Here is a 12,724-nt window from a genome sequence, read left to right as displayed (position 1 = left end):
TAGACGCGCCCCGTCAGGCCGAACGGCCGAAAGGGGATACTCAATCATGTCGAATGCTTCGCAGGCGCGCCTGCGCCTGCTCTCCGGAATTGCCGCACTTGCGCTTCCCTTCGCAGCGAATGCCGAAACTCCGGCCGCGCCGGCTGCCGAACCGACGACTGAAAACGCCGATGGGCAGGGTCTGACCGAGGTGGTTGTCACCGCCACCCGCCGCGAGACTAACCTCCAGAAGACGCCGATCGCCATTTCGGTGATCGATCCCGTCATTATCAAGGACCGTCACGTCCAGAGCCTGCTCGACCTGGGCGATGGCGCGATCCCTTCGCTGCGCGTGGCCACCTTCGAGGCGCGCCAGTCGGCGCTCACCATCGGTATCCGCGGCATCGTGCCGTTCGACCAGAACCAGACCGCGCGCGACACCGGTGTCGGCGTTTACATCGATGGCGTCTATCTCGGCCGCTCGCAGGGCCTGAACGCCGCCTTGTTCGACGTGGCGCGGATCGAGGTGCTTCGCGGGCCGCAGGGCACCCTGTTCGGTCGTAACACCGAAGGCGGCGCGCTGTCGGTCGTCACGGCTGCCCCGACGGGCAAGTTCGACGGCACGTTGACGGCAGGCCTGGGCAACTTTGGCGCCTACAATGGCCAGTTCCACGTGAACCTGCCTGAATTCGCCAATATCTCGCTGAAGTTTGATGGCGTCAGCCAGCACCAGGACGCGACGGTCAGCAACCCGCTGCCTGGCAGCTACGGCTGGAACTATTACAACCGCGTCGGCGGCCGCGCGACCGCGCTCTGGAAGCCGGCCCCGGGTCTGTCGGTGACTGTCGCCTATGATCAGGCGAAGGATGAGAACACGCCGTTCTACAGCCAGCTGGTGAACTACAACCCCAACAAGTACAATGTTGCCACGCTGGCGCAGATCAATGCCAACGGTGGCAAGCTGCCGGCGGACGCGATTGCGCCGCTTTCGCCACTGGTGGTCGTGGCGGGCGGCCGCCGCATGACCAGTGCTGACATCGGTGTGCCGCAGCAGTTGAGCGTCGACCAGACCCATGGCGTGTCGTCGACGATCAAGTGGGAAGTCGCGCCGTCGCTGGAATTGCGGTCGATCACCGCATGGCGCGGCGTCACCACCGATCAGTGGGATAATTCGGGCGGCGGCCACCGCACCGTGTTCCTGCCGAACGCCAAGTTCAGCCGCTACAGCCTGTCGTGGATGGATCAGCACCAGTTCAGCCAGGAATTCCAGGCGGTCGGCAGTGTGCCGCAGCTCGACTACACCGCCGGCCTTTATTACTATACCGAAAAGGCCGAGGAGACGGCCGCGACTCCGACCAGCAACCAGTGGAATGCGGACGGCACTGCCTACACCATTCTCAGCCCGATCGTTACTGGTACGGTCGCCAGCGGCAACCAGGGCTGGGCGCCGGGTTCGCGCTTCCTGCAACGCGGCAGCCGCGCCAATGCGCACAGCTATGCCGCATTCGCCCAGGCCACCTTCACGCCTGACGCGTTCGACGCCTTCCACCTGACGCTCGGCGGCCGCTACACCAAGGACAAGCGCGAGGGTACGCTGTTCCTGGTGTCGGGCAAGACGACGAACTTTCCGTTCACGTTCGACAACAGCCGCTTCGACCCGATGGTCACCGCGGCGGTCGACGCCAGCGATACCATCCACCTCTACGCCAAATACGCGACCGGCTATCGCGCCGGCGGCGCGAACTCCCGCTCGCAGACGTTCGCATCGTTCGGGCCGGAAGTGGTGAAGTCGTACGAGGTCGGATCCAAAATGGATTTGCTCGACCGGCATGTCCGTCTGAACCTGGCCGGCTACATTATGGATCGCACCGGGACGCAGATCGACTTCGACAACGTTGATACGAATACAGCCAGCCCGACCTTCGGCAACCATACCGAGGAAACGCGAAATGCGCCGGGCAAGTCGAAGATCCGCGGCCTCGAAGCCGATGTGACCATCAACCCGGTCGACGGGCTGACGCTCACCGGGTCGTATGCCTACACCTACACCGACGTGCCGGCGACGGCGAACCCGTTCAAGAACAACGCGCTGACCAAGGTGTTCGTGGTCTTCACGCCGCGCAACGCCGCGTCGGCATCGCTGGACTATGAGCTGCCCGTCGCGATTGGCGAGGCGAAGGCACGCCTCCACATCGACGGCAATTACTCGGATGCTATGTACAGCTTCCAGAACGAGCCGGTGAAGACCGACAGCAGCTTCATCGTCAACGGACGACTGGCGCTTGCCGACCTGCCGCTCAACGATGCTGGCACCAAGGTGACCCTCTCGCTCTGGGTGCGCAACCTGTTCGACGAGACGCACATCTATCGCCGGTCGAATGCCAACTCATCGCCGACGCTGAACAACAACGGCTCGCTTAACTACGGCGGCGTGCTGGGTGATTACGCCAACTTCAATCCGCCGCGCACGATCGGGCTGGAAGGCGCGATCAAGTTCTGACCCACCGTCCGACCTACGCGTGGCGCCCGTCCCGGTTTAGACCGGGGCGGGCGTCGTCGGTTTGGCCCTTCATACCTTGAGGATGATGCCCCGGCGGTCGAGCGCATGCCCGAACCAGCAGCACAGCAACGTGTAGGTGAGCGCACACAGCAATGATCCGATCGGACCGGGCGCGAGTGCCTGAAACCACGTCTCGCCCATCCAGCGATACAGGCCGACGCCGGGTCGGACGTGGATCAATTCCATCGTCACCACGAGCAGTTCAGAGAACAGATAGATCGCGAGCGGATTGCGCCCGAGCATCTGCAGGAAATCGCGCCCGAACCGCAGGCCCTTCACCTCGACGACCCCGATCACCGCGCCCAGCAGGATCATGTCGAGCCCGACCGTCAGCAGCACGAACGAGCCGGTCCACAATTTTTTCGCAATCGGCAGCACCGGCGCGAGCAGTAGCGCGACCAGGACCAGGCCCGCTCCGATCGTTGCCATCCGCGCTACGGTCGCGCCATGCTTGCCCCAGCGCTGGATGGCGAGACCGGCAAGATAACCGGCGATGACGTTGGCGGTCGCGGGCAGGGTGCCAAGCAGGCCTTCGGGATCGAAGCCGTGATCCTTACGGTAGAGATGGTCCGGGCCGATCAGCCACAAATCCAGCAACGTGCCCGCATTGCGATAACGCCCGAACGCCTCGTCGGCCGGGCTGAACCCCACGAGAATCGCGCAGTGCGCGCCTGCCAACGCGATGGCGGCGACCATCAACCAGCGCGGCGACAGGTATCGCGCGAGCAGGCCTGCGAACAGATAGCAAAGCGCGATCCGCTGCAGTACGCCGGTGAAGCGGGTTTCGGCGAATGGCTTCCACGCCCAGCTACCATCCGCCGCATGCGTAACGAACGGAAACCAATACATCAGGAAGCCGAGCAGGAAGATCAGCGCGGCGCGCTTGCAAATCCGACGCAGGAAAACGTGGTTCGACATCGGCCGCGTCAACGCGAAGCTCATCGCGTTCCCGACCGCAAACAGAAACGACGGATAGACGAGATCGGCGAGCGTGAAGCCGATCCACGGCGCGTGGACCAGTTGCGTGAACGGTTGGCCCGCGCCCGCAGTATTGACGACGATCATCAGGAAGATCGTGGCGCCGCGAAACATGTCGAGCGAGGCAAACCGCTCCGGGCGGGGAAGAGTGGTCAAGGCTGCGACACCTGCGCCATCACCGCGCGCGCCGCGCCGATCGTGTCGACGGGCGCGGAGGCGCGATAGGGGCGGCCGTCCGCGACCCAGCGATCCTCCCACGCGCGCAGCCGCTTGAAAAACGCCGCGTCGTTGACCGGCTGCCCGGCGAGCGCCGCCACGCGTGCTTCGCCGAGATACATCGTCCAGCGCGGCAGGTAATAACCGGCGTAGAGTCCTGCCCATGCCTTGGATGCGTAATCGCCGAGATGCCCGGCGCCGCCCCAGATCGTGACCTGCGCCTTGGCGTCCTCCTCGAAGCGGCGCTTCTCGGCGGGCGTGTCGCCATAGGCGCGGGCATCGGCGATCCAGCTCGCGAGCGTTTCCTGTTGTCCGCCGATCAAGCGATCGATCGCCAGCGCCAATCGGGTGCTTTGCGCCGTCTCGCGGTCACCGGTGGGCACGTCGCCACGCTGGTACGCCGCCAGCGCCGCCTTGAGATGCTCGTCGAGTGCGAAACTCGCCTCATGCCGGACGAGGTCGACCAGATCGTAGCGAAACAGTGCGCTGTCGCGATGCTGCGGCGCCAAGTGCAGCAGGGCGGCGATCCCCGCGCGCGCCTTGATACGGTCGCCGGGACTGGCGGGGTAGGTGAGAGCATCGGCGGCGGGGCGTTTAAAGAACAGATAGGCGCCCGCACGCTGGTTCCACCATCGTGGCGTCCAGTACCGCACGTCATAGACGCCCGCGACCACATCCTGCCAAGCCGCGACCAATGCCGCATCGCTGCTTCCGTAGCGCGCGCGGGTGTATTGCGCGAGCCACGGGCGCATTGCCATGTCGCCACTTGGCCAGGCCGCGTCGAACGCATAGTCATAAGCCAGGCTGTTGTTGTGCAATCCCTCCGGGAACATCCCGAATCCACGCACCTGCCCACGCTTCGGATCGGCGAGCAGCGCGGCGATGTCGCGCCGGTAGAAATCGGGCGCGCCATAGACCGGATTGCTGCCGCCGTAATTGTGGACGTAGCCGTAGATCCAGTCCTTGCCGTCGAAGCCGTCGGTCTGCTTCCAGATACCCGGATAGCGATCGTTGCCGATGTCGAGGATCAACATCCGCTGGTCGGGAACGTCGCGCAGGAAGGCGGCAATCGCGTCGCGCGTCCAGAACTCCTTATCCGACCCGAACAGCCATCCCTGCATCACCCACGTCGCGCCTGGCTGAGCTTCAGCGATCGAGGCATAGAGGCGCTTGCCGTAAGCGGCCAGCCGCGCGTCACGCACTGCCGGAGGCAGGGCGGCGGCGCGGGCCACGGGCGTATTGGCCGTGCTGTCGCCATAGCTGGCGTGGGCGGTGTCGCTGCCGTCGTCGGCGATCGGCGGCACCATCTCGTTGAACGCGTCGGCCAGATAATGGCGGCCCGCGCCATATTCGGCGGTGTAGAGCTTCAGGAACCGCGCTGCGAGCTTCGCGAACAATGGGTCGGACGGGTCGAGCCAATAGGTGCCGGGAAATCCTTCCCACTCGCGCATTCGATAGATGCGCGCCTCGGGATGCGCTTTCGCGAATGCCTCCGGGACGTAACCGGCAAAAGCGGGCAGGATCGGCGTCATCCCCAAAGCCCGCATCCGCGCGAGGATCTGCTTTTGCAGCACGCGCTTCTTTTCGATCCAATTGGGTGACAGCGGCGCGCGATAGCCGGCCATATTGCCCATCCGCTCCCAAGGCAGGAACGGCGCACCCGCAAAAAGCTGGTCGACTTGCGCACCGCTCAGCCCCTGTTCGCGCCACAAGGCGCGCCAGATATACTCCTGACCCTCCATGGCGAGCGGCATGTCGACGCCGTGCATCGCCATCAGGTCTATTTCGCGTTCCCAGCGCGCCCAATTCCACCATGGCGTCGTGTAACCGTAGGTGCAGGTGTTCAGATACGCGCGGAAGCCGAACGGCGATGCGACCCACCCGCTGTCCTGCGGTGACAGTCCGGTAAGCGTGCCGAGACGGTCGCCTTCCCATGAGGCGTGAAAGCGGCCTTGCCGGGTGAGCGCCGCGGTGACGCCGCGTACCGCCGCAACGGGTGAAGAAGCCGTCACGGTGACACGATCGCGGGCGATTTGAACCCGATATCGCGGGGCGGTGGCAGCTACGAGCGTGACCGTCACTTTCGAAGGCGGGATGCCGAGCCTGGTGAGCACCGCGCGTGCATCGGCAGCGGTTTGTGCCGCTGCCGGCGTCGCGAGCGCCAAGGCAAGCATCGCGGGGGCCCGGCGCATCGTTGCGGCGCGCGCTGCACAGCGTCTTGAATCGAGAAGCCCCATGTCACTTCCTCCCTGTCGATGGACGGCTGCCGCTCCGACGGAATTATTGTCGGATGACCCTCGTCACGGCACGAATTGGTCTTGCTGGAAGAGCAATTTGTAATGTTGTGGTATTATTGCTCGCACGGGGGGTCGCGGACGTCAATCAGCGGCGAGACGAAAGTACGAAGCGGTGACATGCACACGCGGACCCGATCCGGCACGATGCCGAACCGAAGCGCGTGACACAAGGGCGCGAGCCCAGATCAAGGAGCTTGGCGGGTTTCGTCGGGCCCGGCTGTAGTGCGGGGGCGGCGGTCAGTCGCCCGTAATGTCGCGGGCCGCGTTGTTGACAATATATCCCTTGTCATCGGGGCGGAACAGCGATGCCGCTGGCTTATGCTGGTCAAAGGTGGCGACGCGCCAGATTTCCTGGCCGTTGCCATCCAGCATCAGCATCGGAAACGCCTGCTCGCGGCTCCAGCAGATTTGCGTTCGCCGTCCCTCCTCCTGAAGCCCGAACCAGCGGCACGGTGCAGCTGGCCGAGCGGTCGACGTGGGGGGGAGCGCAAGCGCCGTCAATCGGTAGCGACCGGCCGGGCGGCGCATGGCGAGCGCGAGATCTTCCCAGTCAGCGAAGTGGCCGACTTGGTACAGACTGTTCCGGTCGATGATGGTGTGGAGGAGCCGGCGTCGATCGAGAAGGTCCAGCCGAAATTCGGGGCTGCGTGGGCTCTGGCGTCTCGCGATCGTGACCAGCCGCGCATCGGTGTCGCGCCGCAGCCGTATCGCGCCGTTCCGCCACAATTCCATACGGTGAACGCCGTCGCGCCCGCGATACGCGATCCGCGCATGAAAGTGGGTTGGAGCGGCAGCGGTGGCAAAGGCCTGATCGTAGCGAAGCACGATGTCGCCGGTGGCGGGCGAACCCACCACCGCCGCCACCGCCGCCGCGACGATCCCGCGCCGCTTACTGGCGGATCGCACGAGCATAATCGAAATAGCGATAGGTCTTGCCGTCGATCGTCACATCCTTGACCGCCAGCTGGATCGAATAGCTGCCTCCGGTGAGCTTGTTGTCCTTTGTCGCGCCGGTCGGATCGAGCGGCGTTTCGAACGCCAAGCCCGTCGCGGTGCTGGCGGGGGTGAGGACGTGCGGCGCGATCGTCGCCGCCGAGGTGCTGCGCGGGCTGAGCAGCGCCTCGTTCAGCACGCGCCCGTCGGCTTGCGGCATCGACAGGCCGAGCAGCCACGCGATCGTCGGCGCAACATCGACGTTGCCGCTAGGTCCGCTGACCACATAGCTCTTGCGGAAGCTTGGCCCGGCCGCGATCAGCGTATTGTGGACGTCGGTGATGCCGAAGCTGCCGTGCATGCCGCGCTGTCCGCCCGTGCTCTCGAATTCGATGCCAGGCTTGCCCTGAACGACGGTGTTTTCGTCCCAGTTGAACGACACGACGATGTCCGGCTGCCCCTTGCCGCTGCGCGCGCTGTTTTCGAGGTTGGCGTCCTTCATCATGAAGGTGCCAGGAATGCTGCCGTAGCGGCTGTCCACGAAGATCGCGCCATACTCCTCACGCCGCTGCAGGATGGTGATGATCTGCTGGATCAGCGCCTTGTCATGACTGGGCACGTACAAATAATCGGACCCGCCGTTAGCCGCGACGACCACGCCGTTCGACGGCAAGGCGCCGGGCGCGGGCACCTTGAAGCTGGCGACCGGTTTTGTCAGCGTCGCGCTGACAGCCTGATATTGGGCGTTCGTCGTTCCGCATAACACGCCCGCGGCGTCGCTGCGGAGCGGCACCGTTGGTGTGCCGTCGCTACGCAGGCCGTACATCGCGCTGGTGGTGCAGCCGTTTCCGTCGAATGCCGGTATGCCGCGGAAGGTCAGCAGGTCCGCAGTGCGCACGTCGCCCGAGAAGGAGTAGCCGCTCTCACTGATAGCGCCCAACGTTGCGGGCGTACCGCTGCCGGCAGGGTTGATCGCGCGCAGCGGATAGAGGCTGGTCGGCCCCGACACGCTGGAATGGCCATGATCGGAGACGATGATCACGTTGGTCGATTGATCCAGCCCTTGCGCCTTCAGCGCGGCGAGCAGTTCGCCAAGCCGCGCATCCTGCGAGCGCAGCCCCGCCTTCACATTGGCGGTGCCCGGCCCGTAGCCATGTTCGACGTTGTCGGGCGTGCGAAACCAGATGAGCGACAGCATCGGATTTTTTTTGGGCAATATGTAGCTGGTGAAAACCGACATCATGTATTTGTTGGCGGCATCTTCCGGCGCACCGCTGCTATTCGACGAATCCCGCGCCGTGACGGTCAACTTGCCGTCGGGGTCGAAGGCGGTAGTGTTGAACGTTGCATAACTCGCTCGGCCAGTCGGATTGCCGTTAGCCGCGGCGAGCTTAACGTCGTCATAGGTTTTGATCGTATTGGTGGGCACCGCGATATTGGCCGCCTGCAATTCCGTGACGAGGCTGCGCGGCCGCACGGTATTCTCGTCGACGAAGTAGCTGGCCTGACCCAGATCCTGGATATAGGCTGGTCCGGATTTGCCGATCGTTGCGGTGGTCAGCCCCGCCGCCTGCGCGGTGGCGAACAGACTCTTCACCAGCAGCAATTGATTACCATAATAGGCGTTGAGCGTATCGAGGATCGCATAATCCTCGGTAAAGACCGGATCGATATAATCCGCGGCTCCGCCCGATCCGCCGTTGCCCGCCGGGACCGTGTTGCCGCTGCCCTGCGGCGGGGTCCAGAAGGTGTTGCCGTAGAAGCCGGTCGTTGCCGGGAATGACCCGGTCGCGAAGCTGGCGCCGTTCATCATCGTAAACGTCGGATAAGTAGAATGATTGTCGGCGAACTGCACGCCGTCCTGTTGCAGCTTGTACAGGTTGGGGGTGTCGGTGGCGTTGACGTCATCAGGCCGCAGGCCGTCCCACACGAACACGATCGTGCGCGTCGCGGCGAGCGGGGTGGGCGCAGAAGTTGGCGTGGGCGTCGGGCTGGTGGCCACTTGAGCGCGGCCGCCGCCGTCATGGCAAGCCGACAGCATCGCCGTCATCGACAGCATCATCGTCGTTGCCAACAAACCCGCGCGCTTCATCGGTTCGCCCCCTTAAATAACCAAGTGGGATGTGCGCTAATTCGGGTTGGTGACTCTGTTATGAAATAGTGTGCCTTGCTGAACTAAAATCAATGAAGGCAAGATGAAGACGATCTTGCACTTATCGGTCTGCTATGGAGGCGCGGTAATTGCTTTACAGGCTCCAGGTTGCTGACTTTCTATGCCCATTATCGATGCGTTGATCGATCAAGGGGATATCGACCTCCCGGATTAACGATCGGGGGCACGCAGATTGTCAGAGGGCATTGATGCTATCCGCACGCGAACTCTCGCGAACGCTTGCTCGCGTCCGAGTGAGGGGCAGCGATTTGATGGAGCGGGTGAAGGGATTCCGATCCAATTTCTTACGGCGCCGAAAGCCACGGAAATCCGCGGTTCTTGGTTCGTCCGATCAGCCTTGTGCTACAGGTTGGTGCACAGTTCAATGCACAATCCCGACGCCCGCAGCGTGCGGGACTCGCTTGGCGGATTTAGGTCTGCGTGGTGGTTAGCGGAATGACCGCTCTCGGGCGGCGATCGCGAGAAAGTGGACGTTCGTTCAGGTGGCGGAGCAGGGCCTCGAATGCCCGTCGATGGTGGTTAGCGGACCGGCAGCTTCCGGTAGCTGCGCGTCACTTAGAAGACCTTCGTTCAGGCAGCTCTTGAACGACTGTGGATGGCTGATCATGAGGGAAACGGCCCGGTCGCTCCCGAACGCGGAATGAACTCTCGCCGCTCGTTTAATCACTTTCGGACGGCAGCTAGGTGCCGGTATCGGCCGCTCGTCGTACTGCTACCCGCTGCCTGAGCTTACTTTTCGGTGCTGCGAATGCGATTTAGCTAGATCAAAGTCGGTAGCAATCGGGCGCATTTCAGAACTGTCACACCTCGCATGTGAGGGCCGCCCACCTTGTAACCGGCACCTCTTAGACGCCGTTCGCGCCAGCCTCTCTGCCGAGCCGGGCTAAATTACCTTCGAGCCGCCGCTCCACGTCGGTTGTAGGCTCGCCCCAAATGCCGCTGAGTTCGGTGAGAGCACCTGCGCCTTCCCACGGCCACATGGCGCGGCCTGCTACCTGAGCGAATGGTCCATCACTCTCGGTCAGCAGTCGATCGCGAGGCATGCGCTTCGCCAGCTCCCGGCCTTTGTCGCTTCGCAGCATGGCCGGTCCTACGCTGAACCAGCAGCCAAGATCGACCGCGCGCGCGAGCTCGCGGTGCGTGCCCGAGAACCAGTGCAGGATCGGCGTGCCGACGCCGGGCCTGGCTTCGATCGCGTCGAGCACAGGGGTGGCTGCTCGGCGGCTGTGCAACGAAAGGACCCGGCCGCCGGCGGCGCTGCAGATGTCGAGGACGCGCCCGAAGACGAACGTTTGGTCTTCCCAATGCCGCTTGAACTCGGGGGCACCATCGAGCCCGATTTCCCCGACGTAGCGGGTTTCGCCGATCAGCCGCTCAAAGAGCTGCACCTCACCCTTTCGCTGATGGGCGATCTGAGGGTGCAGGCCGAGGGCAGTCCGGATGCGCGGCGCACCTTGCGCCAATGCCGCCGTGCCCGACCATGCGGAGGGCGTGGTCGTGACGGAGAGAACGTAGAGTCCGCTCTCCGCACAAGCGCGCGCGACGCCGTGCGGGTCCGGGTAAAGATCGAGGTGGCAGTGGAAATCGATCACTTGACGCCGTGTTGCTGATGCAGCGCTCGCAGTTCCTTCAACCCTCGCTCGATCAGGTTCCGCAGCGGCGCCGGATCACCCATCCTCGGGTAGGCCAAGGCCGGCCCCAACCAGGCGTCCAATCCGTCGGCCGCTACCTCGGCGTTCGCCATAACGACCGAGCGAACGTCGTCGAAGTTGGCGTGATCGGTGTCGTTCTTTCCCAGCTTGGAGAATTTGTAGAAGGTCGTGTCCGCCTCGCCCCAGGCGAGGAAGGCGGCGCGCCTCACCTGGCACGGTACGCAGCGACCACAATGCTTGTAGTTAAAGACACGATATCGGCCGCAGCTCACCGACGCGACGGCGTGTGCCTTGAGGCGCGGCTGGTCGGCGCACTCTCGCATCATCTCGCCCTTCGTCATGTGCTCGTAGGGGTTGGCGATCCGCACCCTCAGGTTCGCCGCCGCAAGGACGTCGCGCAGACGGTTCAGAACCTCGGGATGCGCAGTGCGAGTGCTGAGGCTGCCAAGTCGCGCGCCGGTCAGCGGCGGGTTGATCGCGATGAAGCCGTTCTCGCACACGTAAAACGACACTTCGTCGCCATTGTGGTAGGCGGCGAGCGACGTGGCCGCGAGCACGCCGAAGGCGATGAAGATCAGGGACCGGGCGCGCTGCGAGTCCTCCTTCTTCCATGGCGGCGTCGCGTTGTGATTAAGGGCAAGGTGCCGGAGCCCTCCGCCGATCGCGGCGGCGAATGCGGCTTGATTGGCCCCGTCACCGCGGACGATGTTGCTGACCGCGAGCGGCTTCCGGCCGGCTTTGGCCAAGTCGATCGCGCCGATAAGGCTGTCGAGACCACCGGACAGGAGCACTACGCAGTCTTCGGCCGGACGCACCGGCTCGCGAGGAGGTGCGGGCAGTACGCCGCCGCCGACGAAGGTCAGGCGCCAGCGATCGGTGGAGAGGAACTTCAGGACAGCTTCAAGCGCCGACGCCTGCGTGTTCCAGAAGTCGGGATCAGCGACCGCGACGGTCAGGTCAAACTCGCGCGTCCATCCGTCGGCGCTCTCCGATCGCCAACCGGCCAGGTCGGCCGTGACCACGGCCAGAGCGAGCGAGAGAAAGTCCCAAGCTTTCGGCGCGCCTTCCAAGCGTGCCCGCAAGAAGTCGGCCTTTGCGGCTTGGCCGGCGCTGCCGCGAGGCGACCGGCCTTCCTCGGCGGCGCCCGGCTGCCCGTACAGCACCACGTTCAACGCCCCGTCCTCGACGAACGGGTAATCCTCGGGCGCGCAGACCAACCTCATTCTGCGTACCCCTCGAAGACCTCGAAGGTTTCGCGCAACGCTTCCCTCACCACCTCGCTGATGCGCCCGGCGGTCAGGGTGCGCCCGGCTTCGCGCAGCTTGCGGAAGGCGGCGGACACGGTCTCCTTCACGTAGTCCCGCGCCTGCTTCAAGCGGGACAGCGCGGTCGTCGCGCTCGGCGCCTTTTCGCGGATTGTCTGGCCGACATCGAGATCGAACCGGCGGAACACGTCATGGGCGGTGAACCGCTCGATGGCGAACTCGCGCTGCTCGGGGGTGAGGTTCAGGAGGTCGGCGTCCGGGAAGCGGGTGAGGAGCTCGGAAAGGGCGTCACGGATCGCCGCGCGCGACGCCTCAGCGTCCTGCGTCCCGTCGACCGGACGAACGGCTTCGACGACCGCGTCCATGATCTCGTCGGCCGAGCGACCGGCGAGGAGCGCCGGATCGAGCGAGCTGCCGGGGGCCGCCGGCTGGCCCGCCGCCAATCCGGCCAGGGCTCCGCCGAGCGCACCGGCGGTCGAGGCGGTCCCGCCCATCCGCCGCGCGGCCATGCGCGATCCTCCGTAGCCGCTGCGGGCGTAATGGCCAAAGCCCCGCCGCATCGCGCCAGTGTCGCCGCTGCCCGCGTAATCGCCAAGGCTGCGGGTCACGCCAATCCAGCGTCGCTCGGGCGCGATCGGCGCCGGCGGCGGAGCCGCAGGCGGAACGTCATC

The 12,724-nt window shown here is 64.7% G+C and carries 8 protein-coding genes; 1 reads left to right on the top strand and 7 read right to left on the bottom strand.

Translation table 11 applies throughout. The annotated features are described in order from the left end of the window. Positions 1–46 precede the first annotated feature (46 nt). The gene (locus tag ACI2JO_RS06350; RefSeq protein ID WP_404719856.1) at positions 47–2,479 is read left to right on the top strand and encodes a TonB-dependent receptor; all 2,433 of its coding nucleotides are present in this window, start codon (positions 47–49) and stop codon (positions 2,477–2,479) included. Positions 2,480–2,548: 69 nt separating this feature from the next. Here the strand turns inward: ACI2JO_RS06350 and ACI2JO_RS06345 are convergent, their stop codons facing one another. From ACI2JO_RS06345 to qatB, 7 genes are all read right to left on the bottom strand, one after another. Beyond that, complete coding sequence (locus tag ACI2JO_RS06345; protein WP_404719855.1) at positions 2,549–3,673, bottom strand: acyltransferase family protein; 1,125 nt, start codon at positions 3,671–3,673, stop codon at positions 2,549–2,551. Next, positions 3,670–5,925: an alpha-N-acetylglucosaminidase TIM-barrel domain-containing protein gene (locus ACI2JO_RS06340; protein WP_404719854.1), complete on the bottom strand. Its 2,256-nt coding sequence runs from the start codon at positions 5,923–5,925 to the stop codon at positions 3,670–3,672. Before ACI2JO_RS06340 ends, ACI2JO_RS06345 begins: the two co-directional genes overlap by 4 nt. Before the next feature lie 342 nt (positions 5,926–6,267). After that, positions 6,268–6,936, bottom strand: a complete 669-nt coding sequence (locus ACI2JO_RS06335) for a hypothetical protein (RefSeq protein ID WP_404719853.1) — start codon at positions 6,934–6,936, stop codon at positions 6,268–6,270. Beyond that, entirely contained in the window at positions 6,920–9,055 is a 2,136-nt protein-coding gene (locus tag ACI2JO_RS06330) for an alkaline phosphatase family protein (protein ID WP_404719852.1), read from the bottom strand. Before ACI2JO_RS06330 ends, ACI2JO_RS06335 begins: the two co-directional genes overlap by 17 nt. Before the next feature lie 926 nt (positions 9,056–9,981). Next, positions 9,982–10,728: a Qat anti-phage system TatD family nuclease QatD gene (gene qatD / locus ACI2JO_RS06325; protein ID WP_404719851.1), complete on the bottom strand. Its 747-nt coding sequence runs from the start codon at positions 10,726–10,728 to the stop codon at positions 9,982–9,984. Next, positions 10,725–12,011 (bottom strand): Qat anti-phage system QueC-like protein QatC, encoded by a 1,287-nt coding sequence (qatC, locus tag ACI2JO_RS06320; protein WP_404719850.1) that lies wholly within the window; start codon positions 12,009–12,011, stop codon positions 10,725–10,727. The genes qatD and qatC overlap by 4 nt, the downstream gene beginning before the upstream one ends. Continuing rightward, on the bottom strand, positions 12,008–12,661 hold the full coding sequence (gene qatB / locus ACI2JO_RS06315) for a Qat anti-phage system associated protein QatB (RefSeq protein ID WP_404719849.1): 654 nt from the start codon (positions 12,659–12,661) through the stop codon (positions 12,008–12,010). The genes qatC and qatB overlap by 4 nt, the downstream gene beginning before the upstream one ends. Positions 12,662–12,724: the final 63 nt, after the last annotated feature.

It is taken from the genome of Sphingomonas sp. NPDC079357 (genome assembly GCF_044901155.1).
Lineage (GTDB): Bacteria > Pseudomonadota > Alphaproteobacteria > Sphingomonadales > Sphingomonadaceae > Sphingomonas.
Note: the sequence above shows the minus strand (reverse complement) of the source record. Positions and strands in the feature narration are given on the sequence as shown.

Bases quoted from the DNA above. Each gene is read 5' to 3' on its own strand.
- ACI2JO_RS06350 (WP_404719856.1), top strand. From the start codon at position 47: ATGTCGAATGCTTCGCAGGCGCGCCTGCGCCTGCTCTCCGGAATTGCC.
- ACI2JO_RS06330 (WP_404719852.1), bottom strand. From the start codon at position 9,055: ATGAAGCGCGCGGGTTTGTTGGCAACGACGATGATGCTGTCGATGACG.
- ACI2JO_RS06340 (WP_404719854.1), bottom strand. From the start codon at position 5,925: ATGCGCCGGGCCCCCGCGATGCTTGCCTTGGCGCTCGCGACGCCGGCA.
- qatC (WP_404719850.1), bottom strand. From the start codon at position 12,011: ATGAGGTTGGTCTGCGCGCCCGAGGATTACCCGTTCGTCGAGGACGGG.